This window comes from Eubacterium sp. BL-380-WT-2B (genome assembly GCF_009696115.1).
GTDB classification, from domain to species: domain Bacteria; phylum Bacillota; class Clostridia; order Eubacteriales; family Eubacteriaceae; genus Eubacterium; species Eubacterium callanderi.
Map to the genome: position 1 here is coordinate 285,348 of NZ_VUMP01000002.1, position 21,869 is coordinate 307,216.

Genomic DNA, 21,869 nt, shown 5'->3' on the forward strand with positions numbered 1-21,869 from the left:
GACAGAAATGAGCGAAAACAAGTTTTTGATTAAAATTGCGGTGACACCATATATTATTTTGGGGTTATTAACAATAAGTAATTTTATAGCTAAATGGCGGGCAGTCAATATTGATGCGATGATGAGTACAGGTCTCTACTATGCCGCGTTCATATTTTTACTGCTTATTTACATCATTTCAGGCATATTGATCGCAGGTTTGTATAAGGACTGTAAAAAGGTAAGTTCAAACAAGGCGTTGAAAATTATTTTAATCAGCAATTTAATTATCCTGCTCGGTTTTTTTGCAGCAGGTTATATTGGGATAAGCATCTTTGTTAGTATTAAGGATTTTTTAACCTTTGACATAGTATTAATGGGCAGTTACCTTTATCTTTTGGTCCAAAAATATTGAACTGCGCACTTTGTCTATCCTCACAGCGTTCTTCTGAATTTGGCAAAAAGACAAAACGACAAGATAATCATATTTTGTGATTATACCAGTTAAATTTGCGAGATAGCCGGTTAGTTTTGCGAAAGATCTTTTATGGCAGGCATAAACATGCTATATTTGTTTTTAACAAGATTAAAGATAGATATCTAGTGCTAAAAAGGTACCATTTGCTTTGAATGTGATTTTTTTAAGGGATAAAAACCACGAGAAAGGAGAAAAAATGAAAAAGAAATTGTTTGTAATGATGCTGGCATTGCTGGTTTTCTCTTTGCCATTGTCAGGATGCACGCCAGATAAAGAAGACGTACAGAAAGAAAACAAAGCGGAAAAAACCATGGAAGAACAAGTAGAGAACAATCAGAACGCGATTTTTAAACAGTACGACAACATCAAGGCATTCCGGTCGGAATACCAAAAGGATCTGGAGACAATGAACGCGCTTGTGGACCCGGATAAAGCGGAATTTGTTCTGAGTGATATCAGCTATACAGCAGGCGCGCCCAGCTCCGATTCAAAAGTCGATGCCACCTACAGGCGAATTAATAAGGAGACCTATGTTCTAAAATACTATGAATCCTGGGATGTGTATAATGAACAGGTAAAAAACGATTTGTCAGCACTCAATGAATCGGTTAAGGACCAGGGAATCGAATACCGTATAGACCGCGCGGAGCTCGTACCAGAGGATAACAGAGTGCGGGCTTATTTTGAGAAAGTGACATAAACGCTTTTATAAACAACGGGTAAATTATAGAAAAGACAGAAACTACAGGCTTTCTGTCTTTTTTATATGTCTAAAAAATATATAGATATCTTTTATAAGTTGAAAATGTTATAATAAAATAAAGCGTAAATCCATGGATGGAGAGAGGGGGTCTTGAAAATGTTCCGCATTGGTGTGTGTGATGATGAAGCCTATTTCCGACAGGATATTGAAAAGAGGCTGGAAGCTTATTTTAAAGAGAAGCCCTTTAAGCCGGAAATACATATTTTTGAAAAAGGGCAGGAGCTTCTTGAGGAGGCAGAAAAAAGTCACTTTGATCTGGTGTTTTTGGACATTGAAATGCCAGATGTGAGCGGGGTGACTGTTGGAAAAAGGTTGCGGGAAATAAAACCGGATATATTTTTGATTTTTGTGACTTCTCATCATCAGTATGTCAGGCAGGCCTTTCGTTTAGACGCTTTCCAGTATTTTGAAAAGCCCCTAAACGATGTGGATTTTAAGCAGGAAATGGATCGGATGATAACGGAATCCATTTTAAGGAAACAGGACTATGTGTTAGAATACAAGGGTGTAAAAACAAAAATCCCAATTTTAAAAATTATATATCTTGAATCGACGGGATGGAACGTGATTGTCCATACAAAGGATGAAAACTATAAAATAGTGGGAAAACTTGGGGAAGAAGAAAAACGGCTGGCAGCCTACTCCTTTATCCGCGTGCACCAGAGTTATCTAGTCAATATGCAGTATATTACAAGATTTTTCAGCGACAAGGTATTTTTACAGGGACTGGACGAGCCCCTGCCTGTGAGCAGAAAATATAAGGAAACCGCCAAAAAAGCGCATTTAATCTACCAAAGTGGAACTGGTATATGATCATGGAAATATGGATACAGATTTTTGCTGCTGTGTTTGAGGCGGTTTTGATCTATTACTGGGTGCGGGCTTTTTCAAAGGATAAGGAAAGTAAAAGGCGCTGGAGTGTGCTGGAGTTGACCCTGCTGAGCGGGTGGATTTTAATTTCACTTGTTTTTGTGAAGAACCCGTTGTTGTTAATTTCATTCACTGCGGTGGGCTGTCTGATAATGTTCCGGATTTACCACGTTTTGTGGAAAACTAATTTAGTGGCAACACTTGTTTTTTGTGCGGTAATGGCTTTATGTGATGTGTTGGCTACCTATTTAGTAATACTTTTTAGCGGAGAAGATGTTGAAGCCGCCCGTTTCACTGCGAACCTAATGCTGATCACTAACTTAATTGCCAAGTTTTTGATTTTAGCTTTTGTCAGTTTTGTTTATGTGCGCAACAAAACAGACTTCAGCAGACTTTTCTTTAAAAAGAGTATCTATCTTTTAATTATGCCAGTTGCCAGTATTATTGTTTTATATCAGATACTCAGCTTTAGCGATATGGAAGAGGAATTTAGTGTTGTGATGTGCTTACTTGGAGTGACAGGGCTTTTTATTGGAAACATCTATTCTTTCACTTTTTTTGAAAAAGAAGAAGCCCTTGAAGAACAGCGGATCAAACAGGTTTTTCTCGAACAGCAGATTGAAGGACAGCGAATTTATTACCAGAATCTTGAAGCTTCTAGCGAGGAGGTTCGGAAAATGCGGCACGACTTAAAAAACGCCTTTGCTGCCCTTTCTGGCTATTTGAATGAAGGAGACATCGAAAATGCCAGGCGGTTTGTGGAACAGAAAACTGAAAAGCTGGGAGAACTCGTCTACAACACAGGGCATCCTGCGGTAGACGCGGTGGTCAATGCCAAAAGGACAAGAGCTGTTAAAGAGAAGATACAATTTGATGCTAAAATCACTTTGCCAGAGAAGCTGTATGTGGACGAAATGGATTTGTGCATTATTATAGGCAATGCCCTTGATAATGCATTAGAGGCCTGCGAGAAAATGCCGCCGGGTCAGGGAAAGATTATTTTATTCCTTCGAAGGTCGGGAGATATGCTCTTTATAGAGGTCAAGAATACGTTTCTGGAAGAACCTGTCAGGGGGACAGAAGGATTTGTAACCACTAAAAAAGATAAGAAGAATCATGGTTTTGGTTTAAAAACAATGGACCGGCTCGTTCAAAAATACGACGGCACCATAGATTACAAGGCAGAAGAAGGTCGGTTCTGCCTGTCAGTCAATTTAAACCTTAAAGCCCCTGTCAATTCTGCGAGATAAACCGTCAATTCCGCAAGCCCCCTTTAAAAGAAAACGAAATCATGCTATCTTTAGATTATCCAAAAGGATGATTTAAAGATAGCTTTTTTAATTCGGAAAGCTGGAAATGAGGAAAAGAAAATGAAAGAAAAAATGAAAAAAGCGTTGATTCGGTTTGGCCCGATTCTTACATTTATCGCTTTACAGATGGGTATTTTCACGGCGAACGCTTCATCTTGTTTTAGTGTTTATCAGCCAAAAGAACCGGAAGGAATGGCGAAATATAAAAAATGAGTTCCAAATGTATAACTTGATAGAGGGGTGATTCCAATGGGAAATAAACGATATACATAATAAAGAACAAAAAAATATAATAAGAAAGGAAAAAAACAATGAAACTAAGTAAGAAACTGTCTGTTTCTTTTGCGGTTATTTTGTTGATTATGACGACACTGATGATGCCGGCATTTGCAAATGAAAAAATAACCAATGAAGAAACAACAACAATACAAACTGGAGAGATACAACCAAGAATCGCTGTTACTGTATATCATGAAGAATGGGTTAACTATTCTGTAGGAGACAGTATTCCTTCTGATATTTATAGACAAGGATGGTATGGTGGAGCTTATGTTTCAGGATGGCTTAAATTAATCAGAACTGTGACTACTGGCAATAATATTGCGGTGTTGTATGGCGGAAATCTTGTGGGAAGCGCTTGAGTTAAAGAATTTTTGTAAGATGAAATAAATAAGTGTTTTGTTTATAGCAGATAGCATTATAACTATGCTATCTGCTCTTGTTTACACGATGAAATAAAAAATAGAAAGATTTTTTATATTAGATGAGTAAAGTTTACAACAACCATGCCACTTGGAAAATCATTCAGTTTATCAAAAAACGAAACCCGGCTCACAGACTGAAAATCCTTTCTGGATGAGGAAGAATATCAGAATTAGCCAGACTGCTTGACACTCCTTAGAAAAGCTAAAGCAGAATCTCTGGCACTAAATTACAGTAAAAAAGTAGGAGGCCCCCCATGATCCACAACCTATCCCAAAAACTAACCACCACCTTCATCCACCACCACATCATTGACGCTGAGGACCGGGAGGTTTATATTTACAGCTTTGAGCTCCTGCTGTCCGCGGTCATCAATCTGGCGGTGGTGGTGCTTTTAATATGCCTCACCGGGCAGGTGTGGGGCGGCGTGGGCTTTGTCCTCTCTTTTATCATCCTGCGGCAGTCCGCTGGAGGGTACCACGCCTCCTCGCATTTTTTCTGTATCCTGAGCTTTACGGTCATTTTTTCGGTGTTTCTGGCAGTGATCATTTTTCTGCCGACGCTTTACTACCTGCCGGTTATTCTGGGAGCCTTAACCATTGGCATCCCGGTCATTGTGCGCACCGCGCCGGTGGCCCATGAGAACAAGCCCCTGACCGGGGCGGAGTGTGCGCGCTTGAGCCATCTGGCAAAGCTGACCGTGGTTGTCTTAACAGCCCTGATCATGACGGGCTGGTACTTGGTGCCCTGGAACGCGGCGTCTGTCGGTGCGGCCCTGGGGCTTCTGACGGTTGCGCTGTCGTCCCTGGCGGCGCTATATCAAAAGAGAAAGCGGGCTTAAGCCTGCCCTGGACTGTCGACAAAGTCAAAAAGTGGTTATAAAGCTAAAGTAAGAGGCGACTTCAATTCTATATTCTTCATTAAATAATCTTTTCTTTAACGCTTTATCTCTTGGAAATAAAATTTGTCGACACTTTAAGCAGAGAGCTTATGCTTTCTGTTATTTTTTTGCTCTAAATAAAGAGAGAAGGAGTTATTATGAATAAAAAAGATTTGTACGCAGTGCTTAAAGACAAAACCCGTATTGCCTGGGTGGAGGTTTTTACAGACCCGGAAGCAGGGGATGGCCTTCGGGTCTGGTTTGAGGACTGGCAGGGGCTGGAGTTCTACCGGAGTAAGGCAACCTTTGCCAAATGGCTGGAGGAATGGGATATTGTGAGCACTGCGGCGGCGGAAAAGGCGGCCAGGGCGCTTCTGCCGGGCAGCCAGCTTCTGCCCATGTACCGCGGCCCAAAATGTACCTTTGTCCAGATTAAGACCAAATCGACCAAAGCCGGGGAGAAGTATGCCTACAGCTGGGTAAATTTGGATTTAATTAATTAACGGCCCCGGGCCTGTAAAGGAGGCGAAATGCCTGGAGCTTAAAAACGGCATGATCGTGCGCCATCTGCACCGGGACGCCACCATAAGGCGCAAGCTGGAGGAGGCAAGGCAGGTGGCGGCTGCGCTGGAAAAAAGATGAAAAAGGTATGTGTTTGTCCCATAAGTGCAAAATAATACCCGATATACAGATGAAAACAGCCATATTTTACCCTTTTTTGCCGGTTTACGCCGCCAACCCGCGGTTTGCGGCATTGGCCAGCACCCGGTATAATACACCTACAAGCTTGAAAAAACAAAGAACACCGGTGTTCCGAAAGGAACGATCAAATGAATAATCAAATAAACAGAATGGTTGTCACACCCGAGGAGCTGAAGGATCAGCCGGTTATCACCACATTGGACCAGCTGTTCTGCATGGAGCTCATGGATTTGCAGATGAACCGGGAGGAATTATTAAGGGCATATTATAATCGCACGCTGTTTCTGGGCAGGTCGCCGGAGCAGCCCGTGACGGTGGTGTACGGTACGGGCGCCACCCCCTGCTACAATATCCGCGAAGCAGCGGCGCTCATGGGAAAGCGAGAAGGTATTGACGCTTTTATCGCAGAGCACAGCGATGCGCTGGGTGTGACCATGCGCATTGCGGCGGCGCCGGACAGCCTGGGGCTGCTCGAATTTCTGCCCACGGCAGACATCGAGGGAATTCATCGCCTGGCAGAGCTGCTGGGCAAAGAAGCGGACCCGGAGGGCGTGGCCATCATGTTTGAGCTGTTGGAGGAAAAGGCTGTGGCCTGGGGGAGACAGTGCTATGCATAAGTTTACCATTACAGACACAACCTGCTATGATACGCTCTGGCTGCCGGGCCTTGAGACAATACCGGCGGTCATTGACCCGCCTATGTATTACGGCGGAGAGCCGGAGGTATGGCTGGCGCTGAGCCCGATCCTGCCCCTGCTCGGCCAGACCTCAGCCAGCAAGCTGGCCGGGCTCATCGTTTTGGGAAGCAAGTGCAAGCGCCGGGTGTATTTTGGGGGAAGGCACCGCCACATGTGGATGGTGAACATACAGGGGCTGCGCGGGCTGCTGCTGTTTATAAAGGACGATGTAAAAATGGAATGGGCGAAGGAGCAGTTTGAACGAAAGGTACACGCCCTGGAAATGCTGCATAAGGGGGACGCAAAGACCTCCATCCTTTACCACTATGAGGAGGGGAGTGAACCGGTTTCCGCCGAGGAATACGGCTGTGAGGCCGGGACACTGGCTCGTGTGCTGATCGGCACGCACCGCCGCTGCCAAAAGCTGGAGGAGATGCTGGAGCAGGTGGAGAATGGGGCTTAACTACCTGGCGGAGCTCAACGCCATGCGGGATTATCTGCTGCTGAGGCCTCTGGCCTCCGGGCAGATATCCTTGTGGCACGGGCTCATGATGATCAATAACCTCTGTGGCTGGAAGAGCTGGTTTACAGCGCCGAATATGACGCTGCAGGCTTTTTCGGGGCTTTCGGACAGTGGAATCCATAAGGCGCGGAAGGTGCTTAAAGAGAGGGAGCTCATTGACTACCTGCCCGGATCGTCTGGGGTGATACCGGCAAAATATCACATTTATCCGGTATCCCTGCGGGTCCGGGAGGCGCGCGGCAGTAAGGGCAGTAGTACAGGCAGCAGTACAGGCAGTGGTGCGGGCAGTGAGACAGGGAGCCGTACAGGCGGCAGTACCACATTCTATAAACAAAACAAACCAGACAAAAAGAGACAAAAGGAAACCACCAATCCTTTTTTAAAAATGTTAAGCGATGAGGAGGAAATGTGAACCGAAACGAAACGTTAAAAATTCTGGCGGTCATCAGGGCGGCCTATCCCTATTATTACAATAACCAGTCGGAGGAGGACCTGAAAACTGTGGTCAGCCTCTGGCAGGGGATGTTTGAGGAGTATGAGTACAGGCTGGTATCCGGTGCGGTGCGGGCCTTTATCGCCAGTGACACTAAGGGTTTTCCGCCCTCTGTGGGCATGGTTCTGGACAAGCTGAGGCTGCTCACCGCGCCGCCGGAGCTCTCGGAAATGGAGGCCTGGAACCAGCTTTCCAGGGCGGTTAAAAATTCGGCCTGGTACGCCGAGGAGGAATTCGACAAGCTGCCGGAGGATATCCGCGGCATTGTGGGCTCTCCGGCCAGCCTCCGGGAGTGGGCATTGATGGAGGCGGGCACCTTTCACTCGGTCATTCAGTCCAATTTTATGCGCAGCTACCGGGCCAGCCGGGGGCGTAAACGCGCCCTTGAGGAGCTTCCGGAAAGTGTGCGCGGCATGATCGGGGAGCTGGCCGCTCAGAAAACCCTGCCGCCTGAGCAGAGGAGGGATGAAAATGCAAGCGGTGAATGAGCAGGACAACCAGGCTGAGATCCTCCGCTTTATCGAGATGGCTAAGCGGGGCGACAAGGACATGAAGCTGGCAGTGGTCAATCTTTTCAAGCTCATGGCTTACAGCATGGTTTACCGGTCTTTTTATGATAAAGAGGAGCGGGAGGAAATGTACCAGGAGGCCTGCTTGCAGATATTGGAGGCCATTGAGGATTTTGATACGGAAATGTACCGGCATGTGTATTTCCGGTATTACCTTAAAAACCGTCTGCGGTTTATGATTTCAAACCGGATTTGGCGCATTGGACTTGAGAAAAGGCGGTTTATCTACTCGATGGATGAAAAAACAGCCGGAGTCCAGAGAGGGGAGCGCGAGAAAAAGAACCAGCTTCCGGCTGAGGAGAATACGGAGGAGCTGGCCATCAGAGGCTGTATGGCGCAGAAGGTGCTGGAGGTGATGCAAGAAAAGATGGAGCAGAAAACCTATGAGGCGGTCTGCCGGCATTTCATGGAAGGTATCAGCTACGCCGAGATCGCCAGGGAAAGGGGGAAGAGCCGCTCCACTGTCCATAAACAGTGCAGCCGTGCGCTGGACAGGGTGAAGCGGGAACTGCTCGGGGATGAGGAGTATCTGAGACGTCTGTAAAGCCGGGTGTGCTGGTATCAGGTATAATGGGCCAGAGCTTTTTCAAGCTCCTCTTTCAGGGACGCGCAGAGGGGTTTGGGGGAATGGAGGATCAGGTCGCCGCCAAAGGAAAGAAGGTAGCCTATGAGCCAGTTGTCCACAGGCAGACAGGTGCGCACGTCAAAGTCGCCCCCGGGCAGCGGGGTAACCTGGGCACCGGCGAACTCGTCGTAAACCCGGTAGGCCCGGTTTTTAAGGATGGTAAAGTGGAGCGGGGTCATGACGGTTTTAGCTGTTTCGGTAAAGGGGACGGCGGGATAGGGCTCAAAGGTGTCCCCCAGCACCTGCAGGTCCTGGATGCGGAATAGCTTGAACACGCGGTAGTCCTGTCTCGTATGGCAGTAGGCCTGAAGATACCAGTTGTGGCCTTTGAACAGCAGCTTGATGGGATCAGCGGTGCGCTCGCTTTTCTTCCCGTCGGCGCTCCAGTAGGAAAAGTGGATGGTGCGCCGGTTGAGAATGGCGTTTTTGAGCTCGTCTGAGCGCTTCCGGTCCTGTATGGAGCCGCCCCAGCCCGTAAAATCCACCTCGATCCAGCTTTGCTGGTTCTTTTTAAAAAAAGTTCCCAGCTTGGTGAGCAGGCCGTCAGGGTCCGGGTACTCGACGGCTTTAAGGCTTTGAAGGGCCATGAGGATTTCATTCTGCTCAGCGTCGCTCAGGATGGACTTATCCAGGGTGTACCCGTCCATGAGGGCGATGCCGCCGTTTTTTCCCACGTTGGTGTAAATGGGGACGCCGCTAACGCTCAGGCGGTCAATGTCCCGGTAAATGGTGCGGACAGAGACTTCAAAATGGTTTGCCAGCTCGCTGGCGGTCATCTGCCCCTTGTCCAGAAGCAGGTAGATAATTTCGAACAGGCGATGGGTCTGCATGATGTTTCTCCAATTAAAATGGACGGCAGATCTGCCGTCCGTTTTGTTTTTTATACGCTTGGCGCTTCCAGCATGTTTTCGCGGATTTTGTCCAGATCTTCTTTTGTCAGATCGGTTTTATCAAGCAGGTAAGCGTCGACATTTTCGTAGTTTTCCTTGATGTAGTTCAGCTGGATCTTCAGCCATTCAGGTTTGACGCCAAAGAAATCCTTGAGCTGGTCTTTGGAAATACCCTTGGCCTCGTTCATTTCATCGGCCATGATGGTGCCGAGAACCTCGAAGGCTTCATCGAAGGTCAGGTTGGTCAGAGAGTAATCCGAGATGATGGTTTCCTCCGGTACACCGCAGATCAGCAGAATGAGGGCAGTCATGAAGCCGGTGCGGTCCTTTCCGTTGGTGCAGTGGTACAGGATGGGGTATTGGTTGGGGTCGGTCATGACCTTGAGGATTTCTGCGTAAAGCGGAGCGGCGTTTTCGACCTGGTAGCGGTAGATTTTGCGCATGAACGCATCAATGCCGTCAGGGGCTGTAAAGTCGATCTCGTTGTGGCTGAAGGGAATATTTTTGAGCACCGGAATGTTTTTGTAATCTGCGGTGGAGGGCAGCTTGTCCGGCATGGCCTTGGCTTTAGGCGCGTCCCTGAAGTCAAAGACATGCTTGAGGCCGAGTTCCTCAAAGTATTCCACATCCTTATCGGAAAGGTGGGCCAGCTCCTCGCTGCGGATCACCTTGCGCCATTTTGTCCTGCGTCCGTCCAGGCCGGTATAGCCGCCGATATCGCGGATATTGATGGAATTTTCCAGCTGGATCAGCCGCTTGCCCAGGTTGGACTCGTCACAGAAGATCAGGTGGTCTTCGTCCTTAAAATCGGTTTCCCAGGGGTTTTTCTCTGGAAGCGGGAGGCTGTCGTTCTGGCTAAAATCTTCTGCATGAAGCTTTTTCTGGCGTTTTTTATGAATCAGATATGGGACTGCGGCAGCCGCGGCAATAAGCGCCCCAATGCCTACAAATTTTTTCATATGTTCACTCCTTTGACTCTTTCTACTTTATTATATAGAATATATTGTAACATAAAGACTTAAATTTGTCCCGGTGACAATTTGTTTTTTCATCATATTTTATAAAAAGGAGCGTTTTAATGGAAAATGTCGGAATTTATGTGCATGTCCCCTTCTGCCGGCAGAAGTGCCGTTACTGTGACTTTCCCTCATGGGCAGGTCTTGGCGAGGCTGAGGCCGGGCGCTATTTTGACGCGGTCTGCCTTGAGATAAAGGCCTTCGCGGCTGAGCATGGCAGGCTGCCCGCGGGAACGGTTTATTTTGGCGGGGGCACGCCCTCCTATGTGGCGGCCGGTTATATCGGAAAGGTCATGGACTGTATCCGTGAGTGCTTTAAGCTGCCAGAGGCGGCCATTGAGGCGGCCATTGAGGCGACCATTGAGGCGAACCCTGGAACCCTGACCGATGCGAAATGCCGGGCTTACCGCAGCATGGGCCTCAACCGTGTGAGCATGGGTCTCCAGACCACAAGCGACAGGGGGCTGAAGGCTCTGGGGCGTATCCACACCTACGCGGATTTCGTGGCGTCTCTTGATTTGCTGGTAGGCGCGGGATTTGAGAATATCTCAGCGGATTTGATGTTCGGCCTGCCGGGGCAGACCCTGGAGGATGTGCGGCAGGATATTGACCGGCTTACCGCCTTTGCGCCCATAAAGCATATTTCCTGCTACAGCCTGAAAATCGAGGAGGGAACAGCCTTTGACACGCTGTACCGCCAGGGAAAGCTGCCGCTGCCGGACGAGGGGCTTGAACGGCAGATGCAGCACGCCATCATTGATGGTCTGGCTGAGAACGGCTTTGAGCAGTATGAGCTGTCAAACTTTGCGAGAAATGGCTGGGAAAGCCGTCACAACAGCCTGTACTGGGTGATGAAGCCCTATGTGGGCTTTGGACTGGGGGCAGCCTCCTATTACAAGGAAGAGCGCCGAACCAATGTGATGGATATGGAAGACTACTGCGCTCTGGTCACGCAGGGAAAAGCCCCGGTGCTCGAGGCGCATACTCTGGACGCCCAGGAGAAAAAGGGCGACTTTATGTTTCTGGGCCTGCGGCGCATGTGCGGTGTGGATGATGCGGATTACCGGGAACTGTTTGGCAGTAGTTTTTTTGAGGATTTTGAGGAAATCGGAAGCCTTGTAGAGCGGGGCCTTCTCACGCGTGAGGATCAGGTGATCCGGCTTACCCCAAAGGGGCAGGACCTGGCGAATCAGGTGTTTGTAGCCTTTGTTTAGAGTGGGTCTGCTGTGGTGGAATACGTCGTGGACGGCCTTGCTTAAATAATGTTTAAATCTTAAAAACTTGACATTTATCTTATAGAAATCTATTGACAAAGTAAGACCCTGGTGGTATATTATAGTCAAGATATTAGCACTCACATGTAACGAGTGCTAATAAAGAGGTGAACAAAATGGACTTGAAAGAGAGAAAGAAGAAGATATTGGAGGTAATCATTAAGGATTACATCAATACCGCCGAACCGGTAGGGTCCCGGACCTTGTCAAAGCGTTATAACCTTGGCATCAGCCCTGCGACCATCCGGAACGAAATGGCTGATCTCGAAGACCTGGGCTTTTTAATGCAGCCGCACACCTCATCTGGAAGAATTCCGACTCAGCTGGCATACCGCTATTATGTCGATGAGATCATGCAAATTCAAAAATTAGCTAAGGTTGTGAGAAATGACATCCATAATGGGTATCTTAAAATAACAAGGGAGCTGGATAACACCATGAACCACACGGCAAAGGTGCTGTCCCAGCTGACAAACTACACCTCTGTTGTGCTGTCGCCGCGGGTTTCCTGCTTTAACTGCAAGCACGTACAGATTGTTCCTTTAATTAAGGAACGGGTTTTACTCATTGTGGTCACCTATGAAGGGATGGCAAAGAACATTGAAATGACCCTTTCGCAGGAAATTGACACCGCTTTGGCTCTGAAACTGAGTAATGTCTTAAACAGCTTCCTCAAAAATATTTCCTTCCAGGAAATTAATATGGAGCTGGTTGATCAGATTCAGGAATTGTCTCCGGACGAAAGCAATTTGCTCCGGGAAATTCTTCCGGTATTAAGGGATACTTTGATGGAAGAGGCTTCAGACATCCACTCCATGGGTCTGACAAATCTTTTCAATTATCCTGAATTCAGTGATGTGGAAAAAATCCGTCACCTGGTCAATGTGATTGAGGAGAAACCGCTGCTGGCGGGTATCCTTTCAAATGATGACACCAGTCAGGTGATTAACATCAGCATCGGGGATGAAAATGATAATGAGAATCTGAAGGAATTCAGTATTATTACAACAACCTACGAGCTGGAAGGAAAGACCGTAGGTGCTTTTGGGGTCATAGGACCAACGAGGATGAATTATGACAATGTCTCCTCGGTTCTTGATTATATAAGAAATGAACTGAACACAAACTTAACAAAATTATTAATGAAATAGGTGGTTAAATGGCTAAGGAAGAAAAGATGGAACAAAACGTAGACGAAACCGTTAAGGAAAAAGCTACGGAGAAGCAGGCAGCAGAGGAACAGACAACAGAAGAACAGGCAGCAGAGGAAGCTGTTGAGGATGTTGAAAAATCGGTAAATGAAGCGGCCAAAGCTGAGGAAGCAGCGATGGAGCGTCTTATGCGCCTTCAGGCGGATTTTGAAAACTATAAAAAAAGAACGCAGAAGGAAAAGACCGACATTTACCAGTTTGCTCTTGAAGGCTTTGTCACAAAGCTTTTACCAGTGCTTGACAACCTGGACCGCGCCGAAGCGGCAGCCGATGATGACAATGCGGATAAATACCGCGAGGGTGTCCAGATGGTTTTCAAGCAGTTAATCGGTGTTCTGAATGAGGAAGGCCTGCAGGAAATTGACTGCGTGGGCACTGCCTTTGATCCGAACTTCCACCACGGCGTTGCTGTTGGAGAAGATCCTGAAAAAGATGATCAGGTTGTTCTGGAGGTTTTCCAGAAGGGCTACACTTTTAAGGACAAGGTCATAAGACCCGCAATGGTTAAGGTTAATCAGAAGTAAAAAAACGCATGGCGTCGGCGTTTTGGAAACGACGCAAAGTCCGGCCATCCGGTCGGCAATTAAATCTGGAAAACAAACTTTCGAATCAATAGGAGGACATATATTATGGGTAAAGAAAAAATTATTGGTATTGACTTAGGTACTACAAACTCTTGCGTAGCTGTTTTGGAAGGTGGCGAACCGGTTGTTATCCCAAATGCAGAAGGGAACCGTACAACGCCGTCCGTTGTCGCATTCACCAAAGACGGTGAAAGACTGGTCGGCCAGGTAGCTAAACGTCAGGCTGTCACCAATCCGGACCGTACAGTCGCTTCCATCAAGAGACACATGGGGACTGACTATAAGGTAACCATCGACGATAAGAGCTATACACCGCAGGAAATCTCTGCAATGATCCTGCAGAAATTAAAATCAGACGCAGAAGCCTACCTTGGCGAAACAGTTACCAAGGCTGTTATCACGGTACCTGCTTACTTCAGCGATGCTCAGAGACAGGCAACCAAGGATGCTGGTAAAATTGCCGGCTTAGATGTACTGCGTATCATCAACGAACCAACCGCTGCTTCACTGGCTTATGGTCTTGACAAGGCAGACAACCAGAAAATTATGGTTTATGACCTTGGCGGCGGTACCTTCGACGTATCCATCCTGGAATTAGGCGACGGCGTTTTCGAAGTTAAGGCGACCAACGGGAACAACAACCTTGGCGGCGACGACTTTGACAACAAGGTCATTGACTGGATGGCGGATGAATTCAAAAAATCCCACGGTATCGACCTGAAATCTGATAAAATGGCGTTACAGCGTTTGAAAGAAGCTGCTGAAAAAGCTAAAATCGAACTCTCCAGCGTTATGAAATCCGACATTAACCTGCCGTTTATCACTGCAACCGCAGAAGGACCGCAGCATCTGGAACTCTCCCTGACAAGAGCGAAATTCGACGAGTTAACCTCTGGTCTTGTAAGAGAAACCGAAGGACCTGTCTCAAAAGCGATGAGCGACGCAGGCCTTGGCAAAAACGAACTGAACAAGGTGATCCTGGTTGGTGGTTCCACAAGAATCCCGGCAGTACAGGATGCGGTTAAGAACTTAACCGGTGAAGATGCTTACAAAGGCATTAACCCTGACGAATGTGTTGCCATCGGCGCCGCTATCCAGGGTGGTGTACTGGCCGGCGAAGTCAACGATGTACTGTTACTCGATGTTACCCCGCTTTCCTTAGGGATTGAAACCCTGGGCGGCGTATTCACAAAACTGATCGAACGCAACACCACCATCCCGACCAAGAAGAGCCAGGTATTCTCTACCGCTGCTGACAACCAGACCGCTGTAGATATCCATGTATTACAGGGTGAACGTGAAATGGCTTCTGGCAACAAGACTCTGGGCCGTTTCCAGTTAACCGGTATCCCGGCTGCAAGACGTGGTATTCCACAGATCGAAGTTACCTTTGATATTGACGCCAACGGTATTGTCAACGTATCTGCCAAGGACTTAGGCACCGGCAAATCTCAGAATGTTGTGATCAAATCGACCACCAACATGAGTGAAGATGATATCGACAAGGCTGTAAAAGAAGCTGAACAGCACGCAGCTGAAGATAAAAAAGCAAAAGACCTGATCGAAGCCAAGAACAACGCAGACTCCACTGCTTACCAGGCAGAACAGTCTCTGAAGGACATGGAAGGCAAGATTACCGACGATGAAAAGAGCAAGGTAACCGCCGCCATTGATAAGGTTAAGACCGCAGGTGAAGGCGAAGACGTTGAGGCAATCAATAAAGCCATCGAAGAATTAAACGAAGCTTTATATCCGATCGCTCAGAAAATGTACGAACAGACCGCTCAGGAACAGACTGCGGAACAGCAGTCTGCTGACCAGAAGGGCGACGATGACGTCGTAGAAGCTGAATACGAAGAAGTCAGCGACGACGACAAGTAAGACGTCCGCTGTGAGCCCGACAATAAGATAGACTTTAGGAGATGGCAGCTGTAATGGCTGCCATCTTTAATAATGATTCTTTACAGGCTGGGCCTTTTAGGTTACAATATGAGGCGAGGTGAATAGAAGCATGAGTGAAAAAAGAGATTACTACGAGGTGCTGGGCGTTGAAAAAAGCGCCAGCGCAGATGAAATAAAAAAGGCCTATCGCAAGATGGCCATGAAATATCACCCGGATAAGAACCCGGGCGATAAGGAGGCTGAAGAAAAATTCAAGGAAGCCAATGAAGCCTACGAGGTCTTAAGTGACGAAACCAAGCGTGCGACCTATGACCAGTACGGTCACGCGGGTATGGAAGGCGGCTTTGGCGGCGCTGGCGGCGGCTCCTACGGCGGTTTCGGCGGAGGTGGCTTTGAGGATATTTTCAGCGATATTTTCAGTTCTTTCGGCGGAGGCGGCGGTTTTGGCGGCTTCGGCGGTTTTGGCGGAGGCGGCGGAGGACGACGTGGTCCAAGCCGTGGCTCAGATATGAAGATTAACATCAATCTTTCATTTAAAGAAGCCGTTTTTGGAACTGAAAAAAAGATTAAAATCAAGCGTCAGGAAGAATGTCCGACCTGTCATGGCTCCGGCGCGGAACCGGGCAGTGAAGCACATACCTGTGATAAGTGCGGCGGCTCCGGGCAGATCTATATCCGTCAGCAGACCCCTTTTGGCACTATCCAGCAGACCACCGTCTGTGACAAGTGCCACGGCGAGGGCGAAATCATCGATGACCCCTGTCATACCTGCCATGGCTCCGGTATCCAGGAAAAGGAACGGACCATCAACATCAAGATTCCGGCAGGCGTGGATAATGGTTCCATCCTTCCGCTTCGCGGAGAGGGCAACACCGGCGCGCGCGGCGGCGGAAAGGGCGACCTTTTCGTTTATATCAGCGTGAAGGAAGACCCGATCTTCAAGCGTGAGGAGGACGATGTTTACCTGGAAATCCCTGTGACCTTTGCGCAGGCAGCCCTGGGCGCTGAGCTGGTGGTACCGACTGTGGATGGCAAGGTTAAGCTGAAGGTTCCAGAAGGCACCCAGACCGGCAAGGTCTTCAGACTAAAGGGTAAGGGTGTGCCGAACGTCAACGGACGCGGACGCGGTGACCAGTACATTACGGTCAGAGTTGAGGTGCCGCGCAAACTGAATAAGAAACAAAAAGAATTATTGAGAGCTTTTGACAAAGAAACAGGCAATGACAATCACCAGGAAGGTAAAAAATTCTGGTCCAAGGTAAAAAATGCCTTTCAATAGAATTTTTAATTAACCGGTGTATGCTTTTGCAGCACCGGTTTTTTCAGCATAACGGAGGAAAAAACCATGTCGGAATCATTGATAACAAAACAGGCCATCGCGGATGGCTTTAAGGGATTGATGCGCATTAAGAGCTTTGATAAAATCACTATTTCAGATATCGCCAAAAGCTGCGGGCTGAACAGGCAGACCTTTTACTACCACTTTCAGGACAAATATGAGCTGCTGGACTGGATTTATTATAATGAGGCCATTTCTGTCATGACAGAGGGCCTGACTTTTGAGAACTGGAGCTCCCGTATTTACAGGATGCTGACGCAGATGAAGAAAGAGGATTATTTTTACATCAACGCCTTTAAAGCCTCAGGACAGAAGGAGTTTGAGGCCTACCTCTTTTCGGTGGCAAAGGAGCTGTTTAAGGAGATCATCGCAAATCTCAGCGGCGAAAAGGAAATTAAACTTGAGGACATGGACTTTATCGCTTCGTTTTTTTCCTACGGAACAGTGGGGATCATTGTTGCCTGGGCGCAGGAGGGCATGCGTGAAAGCCCGGAATTTTTAAAGGAGCGTTTTGAAAATCTGGTGGTGGACAGTAAGAATCTGGCGGTAAAGCGGTTTTTAAGCGCGCTTTAGTCAGGGGTGAAATGCCTGAAAAAGTTCCTTTTGGTTCCCTCGATATCCGAGGAGATGCACAGCCTTAAAAACTCGTCGTAGAGCAGCCTGTATTCGATGCGGGTCAGCTCTTTTGGGGAGACGCTTTTACCAAGGTCGACCAGATTGCGGGCGCAGCGCTCCGGCGATCTGGCAATGCCTCTCAGGATATTGTCAAGCTTTACATCCAACACAGCGTTTTTCAATCGAATCTCTAAGGATTTCATGGCCTGTTCCTTTCGTTATTTCTACTGATTTTATATTTAATTAAAGCATATCAGCCATGGGGCTGATTGAATATAGACAAAAGACCAGATCTGTCAGACTACCTGACAGATTTTTTGTTTTGTATGAAAACAGGACAATGGCTGGGGTTTGTCGGGTTACAGCGGGGATATCTTTTGGTATACTTTCACATTATGTCAATAATCTTCTCTATTAAACTATAAACGCAGCAGAAAGGAAGCAATAAAAATGGAAAAACAAAGGTCAGAAAAATCGCTTTTAAAAAAATGGCTGCCCTGGATCGTGATCCTCGGCGTGATCATTATTCCCCTTATGTACAGTTTTTTCTATCTGGACGCCTTCTGGGACCCGTACTCAAGGCTGGATACCCTGCCGGTGGCAGTGGTCAATGAGGACAGGGGCGCGACCATTGACGGTAAATCGCGTAACCTCGGAAAGGAAATGTGGGATGAGCTGGAAAAGGACGGTACCCTGAAATTCGTGTTAACCGATGAGGCTGACGCTGTTAAGGGAACTGAGGGCAGCCAGTATTACGCCCTGATTCGTATACCCGAGGACTTCTCCTCTGATATTGCTTCGGCCAGCACCAAAAACAAACGCGAGGCAGAAATTTATTACTCGCCCAATGAAAAGCGGAACTACCTGGCCAGCCAGATTCTCAGCAAGGCAGTGCTTGAGGTTGAAAAGTCAACGAGGGCCAGTGTGGATAAGGAGCTGGTGGCTCAGCTCAGCGGGAAGCTTTACGAGGTTCCCGGACAGCTGGAAACCCTGCAGGATGGTCTTGGACAGCTTGGGGATGGCGCAGACGCGCTGAGTGACGGCACAGGAACCCTGGCCGATGGCACCGGCACCCTTTTAAGTGGCGCGTCAGCCCTGAGCGGCGGCGCGGACGCCCTGGCAAACGGTGCCTCTGCCCTGGCAGACGGTACCCGCAGCCTGGCTCAGGGCGCCCAGAGCCTGCAGGACGGCGCCAATACTCTGGCCGATGGCACAGCAGCGCTGAAAAACGGTACCTCTGACCTGGCAGACGGCGCGTCAGCACTGGCGGGAGGTACAGGTACCCTGAACCAGGGGGCAGAAGACCTTGCTGCCGGAACTGGCGAATTCAGTACAAAAGTCAGGGAGTATCAACAGGGTGAGCAGAAAGCTAAATCTGGCGCAGATCAGGTTGCAGCAGGCGCTGCTTCACTGAGCGACGGGATTGCCCAGCTTTCAGACGGACTGAATTTGCTGAGCCAGAAGGTCAATGCCAGCATGACGGACCTGGACAGCGGTGTGGGGCAGCTTCAGACCGGATTCGGAGGCTATCAGGCCGGCGTGGATCAGCTGATCTCAAGCTCCAGCCAGATGGTGGATGGCATTGTGGGGGCTGGTACAAATAACCCGGATCTGTTAAATGATCCATATTTTAAAGCGCTTTACGATCAGGCAGCAGCAACAGACCCAAGCCAGATCACTGCCTTACAGGCGGGCGGTAAGGCGGTGGGCGACGGTCTCGATACCCTCTCTGCCGGGATCAAAGAAGGGCAGGAGGCCCTTAACGACCCACAGCAGGGGATTCCAGCCCTCATTGACGGAGCCCGGAAAACTCAGACGGGCTCACAGGAGCTGGCGGAAGGAAGCAGCAGCCTGAAGCAGGGGATGGATGGCCTTGACACTGCGACCGGACAACTGGTTGGCGGTGCGGATACGCTGAAAAACGGAGCAAATAAGGTAGCCGCCGGGGCCAGCCAGGCCGACAAAGGTGCCAAAAGCCTTGATGCTGGCGCGGGAAAATTAAACGCGGCAGCCGGACAGGTCAAGGATGGCGCAGGAGCCCTGGCGGACGGCACTGCCCAGGCCAGCCAAGGTGTCAATCAGGTGAATGCGGGTGCCCAGTCCCTGGATTCAGGCGCGTCTGCGCTGAGTGACGGCACCACTACCCTCGTGGGCGGCGCCCGGGAATTTGGGACGGGTGTTGTCAAGCTGAGGGATGGCGCTGTTCAGCTCAGGGAGGGTCTCCAAACCGCGAAGACAGGCGTAGACGACAACCTGACCGATGCCCGGGATCAGCTGGGCGCTTTAAGCGGTTTGGACAGCTATGCGGCAGACCCGGTCAATGTCAGTACCGACGCCATCGACCCGGTGCCGAATTACGGAACAGCTTTTGCGCCCTACTTCCTCTCCTTATCCTTATGGGTCGGCGCACTGATTATTTTCTTTGGCATTTATCTGGACGCGGACGAGAAATTCCAGCTCTTGTCCAGACGCTCAGACAAGCGTATTATCCGGAGCTTTTCCTATCTTGTGATCGGGCTCATGCAGGCAGTACTTTTGGCCCTTGTGCTTCAGTTCGGGCTGGGGCTTCAGATTAACCATCCGCTGGCCTTCTATCTGGCCTGCTGTCTGGTATCCATGGTCTTTATTGCCATTGTCCAGTTCCTGATTGTCTTTTTAAAGGACATTGGAAAATTTCTGGCCATTGCGCTGCTGATTCTTCAGCTGACCTCCTGCGGCGGGACTTTTCCAATGGAGACGGTGCCGAAGTTTTTTAACCTTCTGTACCCGTTTATGCCCATGACCTATTCGGTCGGGCTGTTTAAGGACACCATCAGCGGAACCGGCGCTATGGGACTTGATAAGAACAGTCTGGTGCTTATGGGCATTCTGGTTGTAATCATGCTGTTTACCGTTTTATTCACTTATTTTCAGAACAGGGGACGGGCGCGCAGCACCGCAGAGATAACGGATCAACCATAAAATTAAGGCCACAGCTGAAATTTGCTGTGGCCTTTGTATTTTCATTGACATTTGGATACTTTTAACATAAAATGAATTTAAAAAGATACAATATTTAAGAGGTAAATCATGAATGATGAACAAAGAGATACTTTGAACACCTTTTTTGTCGATACCTTCAATAAGATCCTATCGTTGGAAGAACAGACCCTTTTAAAAAGCAGCATTGAAAATCTTTCTGTCAAGGAATTACATATTATAGAAGCAGTCAGTATTTTGCAGAGAGACAAAAAGAACACGATGACGGAAATAGCCGCGCAGGTCGGGATTACAGTCGGCGCACTGACCACAGCGGTGAATGTGTTGGTCAAAAAAGAGTACCTGTCCCGCAGGCGTTCCGAAAAGGACCGCAGGGTAGTACGAATCTATTTAACGGAAAAAGGCATGCGTGCCGAGATGCACCACCGGATATTCCACGAGAATATGGTCTCAAATGTCGGTGAGGTCCTGACAGAGGAGGGACTGGAAAACTTAATAATTGCTTTAAAACAGCTCACTTCCTTTTTTAACGGACAGCTGGAGGATTTGAAAGAAAAATAAGCGGAAAAGCCCCTTTTGGGGCTTTTCTTAATGTTTTGTTCATTATTCAGTTACAAAACATTACATAATGTTAGGAATTTATTTAGGAAAGGAAATTTGAAATCTGTTAGAATAAAGAGAACCGTGCGAGGAGGTGACCTATGGCCGAAAATAGTGACCATATGGCAATCCGGGAGATGCCCAGAGATGAGCGTCCCCGTGAAAAGCTGATAAAACACGGTGTCCACAGTCTCAGTAATGCAGAGCTGATCGGCATTATCATTCAGACAGGATGCCAGGACGCGACTGCGGTGGAGCTTGGACAGCGAATTCTGAGGGCCTTTGACAACGACCTCTCAGCCTTTTTTGGCATGAGTATCGAGGAGCTCGACCGCAACGCGCTGCTCAAGGGCATTGGCCCGGCAAAGGCCTGCCAGATTAAGGCTGCCATAGAGCTTGGACGGCGTGTGAATACCCGTCCGCCCGAACAGCCGAAAATCGGTTCGCCAAAGGATGTGGCCGCGCTGCTGACAGATGAGCTGCGTTACCTGAAGCAGGAGCACTTTATGATTCTGCTGCTGGATAACAAGAACAAAGTCATTAAGACAGAAACCATTTCCATCGGGACCATCAATGCGTCCCTGGTGCATCCGAGAGAGGTGTTTGTAAAAGCTATCCGGCAGCATGCCGCTGCGGTTATTCTGGCCCATAATCATCCATCGGGTGATCCGAAACCAAGTGCGGAGGACAGGGCCATTACCAAACGTCTGCTGGAATCAGGCGAACTGCTGGGGATTCCAGTTCTCGACCATGTGGTGATCGGCGGGGCAGGCTATGTCAGCTTTAAAGAATCCGGTTATATCTAAGGTTCTTTTATGTTTTTTGGCATTATTTATGAATTTGTGTTAAAATTAGATTGATTATTTTCTTATTTTACAATAAAATAAA

Annotated in this window: 25 protein-coding genes; 22 read left to right on the forward strand and 3 right to left on the reverse strand. The window is 48.3% G+C overall.

The genetic code is table 11. The annotated features are described in order from the left end of the window. Nucleotides 1–7: 7 nt before the first annotated feature. From FYJ53_RS04315 to FYJ53_RS04375, 13 genes are all read left to right on the forward strand, one after another. Nucleotides 8–394 (forward strand): hypothetical protein, encoded by a 387-nt coding sequence (locus FYJ53_RS04315; protein ID WP_013381834.1) that lies wholly within the window; start codon nt 8–10, stop codon nt 392–394. A 259-nt stretch (nt 395–653) separates the two neighbouring features. Continuing rightward, nucleotides 654–1,157 carry a hypothetical protein gene (locus FYJ53_RS04320; RefSeq protein WP_090413240.1) on the forward strand — a complete coding sequence of 168 codons (504 nt, stop codon included), beginning with the start codon at nt 654–656 and terminating at the stop codon, nt 1,155–1,157. A gap of 159 nt (nt 1,158–1,316) precedes the next feature. Further along, nucleotides 1,317–2,033 (forward strand): LytTR family DNA-binding domain-containing protein, encoded by a 717-nt coding sequence (locus tag FYJ53_RS04325; RefSeq protein ID WP_090413243.1) that lies wholly within the window; start codon nt 1,317–1,319, stop codon nt 2,031–2,033. Next, the gene (locus FYJ53_RS04330; protein ID WP_154557009.1) at nt 2,030–3,340 is read left to right on the forward strand and encodes a sensor histidine kinase; all 1,311 of its coding nucleotides are present in this window, start codon (nt 2,030–2,032) and stop codon (nt 3,338–3,340) included. The genes FYJ53_RS04325 and FYJ53_RS04330 overlap by 4 nt, the downstream gene beginning before the upstream one ends. A gap of 120 nt (nt 3,341–3,460) precedes the next feature. Continuing rightward, the gene (locus FYJ53_RS04335; protein WP_090413248.1) at nt 3,461–3,613 is read left to right on the forward strand and encodes a cyclic lactone autoinducer peptide; all 153 of its coding nucleotides are present in this window, start codon (nt 3,461–3,463) and stop codon (nt 3,611–3,613) included. 98 nt (nt 3,614–3,711) lie between these two features. Further along, entirely contained in the window at nt 3,712–4,041 is a 330-nt protein-coding gene (locus tag FYJ53_RS04340) for a hypothetical protein (RefSeq protein ID WP_090413249.1), read from the forward strand. A gap of 317 nt (nt 4,042–4,358) precedes the next feature. Further along, nucleotides 4,359–4,943: an accessory gene regulator ArgB-like protein gene (locus tag FYJ53_RS04345; RefSeq protein ID WP_090413251.1), complete on the forward strand. Its 585-nt coding sequence runs from the start codon at nt 4,359–4,361 to the stop codon at nt 4,941–4,943. 197 nt (nt 4,944–5,140) lie between these two features. Next, on the forward strand, nt 5,141–5,485 hold the full coding sequence (locus FYJ53_RS04350) for a hypothetical protein (RefSeq protein WP_154557010.1): 345 nt from the start codon (nt 5,141–5,143) through the stop codon (nt 5,483–5,485). 327 nt (nt 5,486–5,812) lie between these two features. Continuing rightward, nucleotides 5,813–6,301, forward strand: a complete 489-nt coding sequence (locus FYJ53_RS04355; protein ID WP_090413259.1) for a hypothetical protein — start codon at nt 5,813–5,815, stop codon at nt 6,299–6,301. Continuing rightward, a complete protein-coding gene (locus tag FYJ53_RS04360) occupies nt 6,294–6,824 on the forward strand; it encodes a hypothetical protein (protein ID WP_090413262.1) in 531 nt (176 codons plus the stop codon). The genes FYJ53_RS04355 and FYJ53_RS04360 overlap by 8 nt, the downstream gene beginning before the upstream one ends. Next, nucleotides 6,814–7,296, forward strand: a complete 483-nt coding sequence (locus FYJ53_RS04365; protein ID WP_013381817.1) for a hypothetical protein — start codon at nt 6,814–6,816, stop codon at nt 7,294–7,296. The genes FYJ53_RS04360 and FYJ53_RS04365 overlap by 11 nt, the downstream gene beginning before the upstream one ends. Continuing rightward, on the forward strand, nt 7,293–7,865 hold the full coding sequence (locus FYJ53_RS04370; RefSeq protein ID WP_154557011.1) for a replicative helicase loader/inhibitor: 573 nt from the start codon (nt 7,293–7,295) through the stop codon (nt 7,863–7,865). Before FYJ53_RS04365 ends, FYJ53_RS04370 begins: the two co-directional genes overlap by 4 nt. Next, entirely contained in the window at nt 7,849–8,490 is a 642-nt protein-coding gene (locus tag FYJ53_RS04375; RefSeq protein ID WP_177190768.1) for an RNA polymerase sigma factor, read from the forward strand. Before FYJ53_RS04370 ends, FYJ53_RS04375 begins: the two co-directional genes overlap by 17 nt. A gap of 17 nt (nt 8,491–8,507) precedes the next feature. Here the strand turns inward: FYJ53_RS04375 and FYJ53_RS04380 are convergent, their stop codons facing one another. After that, nucleotides 8,508–9,401 (reverse strand): YafY family protein, encoded by an 894-nt coding sequence (locus tag FYJ53_RS04380; protein WP_013381814.1) that lies wholly within the window; start codon nt 9,399–9,401, stop codon nt 8,508–8,510. Between the two features lie 50 nt (nt 9,402–9,451). Continuing rightward, nucleotides 9,452–10,420: a tyrosine-protein phosphatase gene (locus tag FYJ53_RS04385; protein WP_090413267.1), complete on the reverse strand. Its 969-nt coding sequence runs from the start codon at nt 10,418–10,420 to the stop codon at nt 9,452–9,454. A gap of 119 nt (nt 10,421–10,539) precedes the next feature. Here FYJ53_RS04385 and hemW point away from each other — a divergent pair, with 119 nt between their 5' ends. From hemW to dhaS, 6 genes are all read left to right on the forward strand, one after another. After that, nucleotides 10,540–11,691: a radical SAM family heme chaperone HemW gene (gene hemW / locus FYJ53_RS04390; protein ID WP_090413269.1), complete on the forward strand. Its 1,152-nt coding sequence runs from the start codon at nt 10,540–10,542 to the stop codon at nt 11,689–11,691. 176 nt (nt 11,692–11,867) lie between these two features. Next, nucleotides 11,868–12,902: a heat-inducible transcriptional repressor HrcA gene (gene hrcA, locus FYJ53_RS04395; RefSeq protein WP_090413270.1), complete on the forward strand. Its 1,035-nt coding sequence runs from the start codon at nt 11,868–11,870 to the stop codon at nt 12,900–12,902. Nucleotides 12,903–12,910: 8 nt separating this feature from the next. After that, nucleotides 12,911–13,486, forward strand: a complete 576-nt coding sequence (gene grpE / locus FYJ53_RS04400) for a nucleotide exchange factor GrpE (RefSeq protein WP_013381810.1) — start codon at nt 12,911–12,913, stop codon at nt 13,484–13,486. 105 nt (nt 13,487–13,591) lie between these two features. After that, nucleotides 13,592–15,427 carry a molecular chaperone DnaK gene (gene dnaK, locus FYJ53_RS04405; RefSeq protein ID WP_013381809.1) on the forward strand — a complete coding sequence of 612 codons (1,836 nt, stop codon included), beginning with the start codon at nt 13,592–13,594 and terminating at the stop codon, nt 15,425–15,427. 130 nt (nt 15,428–15,557) lie between these two features. Next, a complete protein-coding gene (dnaJ, locus tag FYJ53_RS04410; protein ID WP_013381808.1) occupies nt 15,558–16,727 on the forward strand; it encodes a molecular chaperone DnaJ in 1,170 nt (389 codons plus the stop codon). A 66-nt stretch (nt 16,728–16,793) separates the two neighbouring features. Then, nucleotides 16,794–17,360: a dihydroxyacetone kinase transcriptional activator DhaS gene (gene dhaS, locus FYJ53_RS04415; RefSeq protein WP_013381807.1), complete on the forward strand. Its 567-nt coding sequence runs from the start codon at nt 16,794–16,796 to the stop codon at nt 17,358–17,360. On the opposite strand, the gene FYJ53_RS04420 is transcribed toward dhaS, so the two are convergent. After that, nucleotides 17,357–17,605, reverse strand: coding sequence for a hypothetical protein (locus tag FYJ53_RS04420; RefSeq protein WP_013381806.1), 249 nt, complete (start codon nt 17,603–17,605; stop codon nt 17,357–17,359). The two genes, dhaS and FYJ53_RS04420, sit on opposite strands and share 4 nt — an antisense overlap. A gap of 247 nt (nt 17,606–17,852) precedes the next feature. Here FYJ53_RS04420 and FYJ53_RS04425 point away from each other — a divergent pair, with 247 nt between their 5' ends. The 3 genes from FYJ53_RS04425 to radC all read left to right on the forward strand — a co-directional run bounded on the left by FYJ53_RS04425 (nt 17,853) and on the right by radC (nt 21,787). Then, the gene (locus tag FYJ53_RS04425; protein WP_090413272.1) at nt 17,853–20,363 is read left to right on the forward strand and encodes a YhgE/Pip domain-containing protein; all 2,511 of its coding nucleotides are present in this window, start codon (nt 17,853–17,855) and stop codon (nt 20,361–20,363) included. A gap of 108 nt (nt 20,364–20,471) precedes the next feature. After that, the gene (locus FYJ53_RS04430) at nt 20,472–20,942 is read left to right on the forward strand and encodes a MarR family winged helix-turn-helix transcriptional regulator (protein ID WP_013381804.1); all 471 of its coding nucleotides are present in this window, start codon (nt 20,472–20,474) and stop codon (nt 20,940–20,942) included. A gap of 140 nt (nt 20,943–21,082) precedes the next feature. Continuing rightward, nucleotides 21,083–21,787, forward strand: coding sequence for a DNA repair protein RadC (gene radC / locus FYJ53_RS04435; RefSeq protein ID WP_090413274.1), 705 nt, complete (start codon nt 21,083–21,085; stop codon nt 21,785–21,787). Nucleotides 21,788–21,869 lie beyond the last annotated feature (82 nt).

What these genes read in the sequence shown, in the direction of transcription:
- FYJ53_RS04315 (WP_013381834.1), top strand. Translation starts at nt 8, where the DNA reads ATGAGCGAAAACAAGTTTTTGATTAAAATTGCGGTGACACCATATATT.
- FYJ53_RS04320 (WP_090413240.1), top strand. Translation starts at nt 654, where the DNA reads ATGAAAAAGAAATTGTTTGTAATGATGCTGGCATTGCTGGTTTTCTCT.
- FYJ53_RS04325 (WP_090413243.1), top strand. Translation starts at nt 1,317, where the DNA reads ATGTTCCGCATTGGTGTGTGTGATGATGAAGCCTATTTCCGACAGGAT.
- FYJ53_RS04330 (WP_154557009.1), top strand. Translation starts at nt 2,030, where the DNA reads ATGATCATGGAAATATGGATACAGATTTTTGCTGCTGTGTTTGAGGCG.
- FYJ53_RS04335 (WP_090413248.1), top strand. Translation starts at nt 3,461, where the DNA reads ATGAAAGAAAAAATGAAAAAAGCGTTGATTCGGTTTGGCCCGATTCTT.
- FYJ53_RS04340 (WP_090413249.1), top strand. Translation starts at nt 3,712, where the DNA reads ATGAAACTAAGTAAGAAACTGTCTGTTTCTTTTGCGGTTATTTTGTTG.
- FYJ53_RS04345 (WP_090413251.1), top strand. Translation starts at nt 4,359, where the DNA reads ATGATCCACAACCTATCCCAAAAACTAACCACCACCTTCATCCACCAC.
- FYJ53_RS04350 (WP_154557010.1), top strand. Translation starts at nt 5,141, where the DNA reads ATGAATAAAAAAGATTTGTACGCAGTGCTTAAAGACAAAACCCGTATT.
- FYJ53_RS04355 (WP_090413259.1), top strand. Translation starts at nt 5,813, where the DNA reads ATGAATAATCAAATAAACAGAATGGTTGTCACACCCGAGGAGCTGAAG.
- FYJ53_RS04360 (WP_090413262.1), top strand. Translation starts at nt 6,294, where the DNA reads ATGCATAAGTTTACCATTACAGACACAACCTGCTATGATACGCTCTGG.
- FYJ53_RS04365 (WP_013381817.1), top strand. Translation starts at nt 6,814, where the DNA reads ATGGGGCTTAACTACCTGGCGGAGCTCAACGCCATGCGGGATTATCTG.
- FYJ53_RS04375 (WP_177190768.1), top strand. Translation starts at nt 7,849, where the DNA reads ATGCAAGCGGTGAATGAGCAGGACAACCAGGCTGAGATCCTCCGCTTT.
- FYJ53_RS04380 (WP_013381814.1), bottom strand. Translation starts at nt 9,401, where the DNA reads ATGCAGACCCATCGCCTGTTCGAAATTATCTACCTGCTTCTGGACAAG.
- FYJ53_RS04385 (WP_090413267.1), bottom strand. Translation starts at nt 10,420, where the DNA reads ATGAAAAAATTTGTAGGCATTGGGGCGCTTATTGCCGCGGCTGCCGCA.
- hemW (WP_090413269.1), top strand. Translation starts at nt 10,540, where the DNA reads ATGGAAAATGTCGGAATTTATGTGCATGTCCCCTTCTGCCGGCAGAAG.
- hrcA (WP_090413270.1), top strand. Translation starts at nt 11,868, where the DNA reads ATGGACTTGAAAGAGAGAAAGAAGAAGATATTGGAGGTAATCATTAAG.
- grpE (WP_013381810.1), top strand. Translation starts at nt 12,911, where the DNA reads ATGGCTAAGGAAGAAAAGATGGAACAAAACGTAGACGAAACCGTTAAG.
- dnaK (WP_013381809.1), top strand. Translation starts at nt 13,592, where the DNA reads ATGGGTAAAGAAAAAATTATTGGTATTGACTTAGGTACTACAAACTCT.
- dnaJ (WP_013381808.1), top strand. Translation starts at nt 15,558, where the DNA reads ATGAGTGAAAAAAGAGATTACTACGAGGTGCTGGGCGTTGAAAAAAGC.
- dhaS (WP_013381807.1), top strand. Translation starts at nt 16,794, where the DNA reads ATGTCGGAATCATTGATAACAAAACAGGCCATCGCGGATGGCTTTAAG.
- FYJ53_RS04420 (WP_013381806.1), bottom strand. Translation starts at nt 17,605, where the DNA reads ATGAAATCCTTAGAGATTCGATTGAAAAACGCTGTGTTGGATGTAAAG.
- FYJ53_RS04425 (WP_090413272.1), top strand. Translation starts at nt 17,853, where the DNA reads ATGGAAAAACAAAGGTCAGAAAAATCGCTTTTAAAAAAATGGCTGCCC.
- FYJ53_RS04430 (WP_013381804.1), top strand. Translation starts at nt 20,472, where the DNA reads ATGAATGATGAACAAAGAGATACTTTGAACACCTTTTTTGTCGATACC.
- radC (WP_090413274.1), top strand. Translation starts at nt 21,083, where the DNA reads ATGGCCGAAAATAGTGACCATATGGCAATCCGGGAGATGCCCAGAGAT.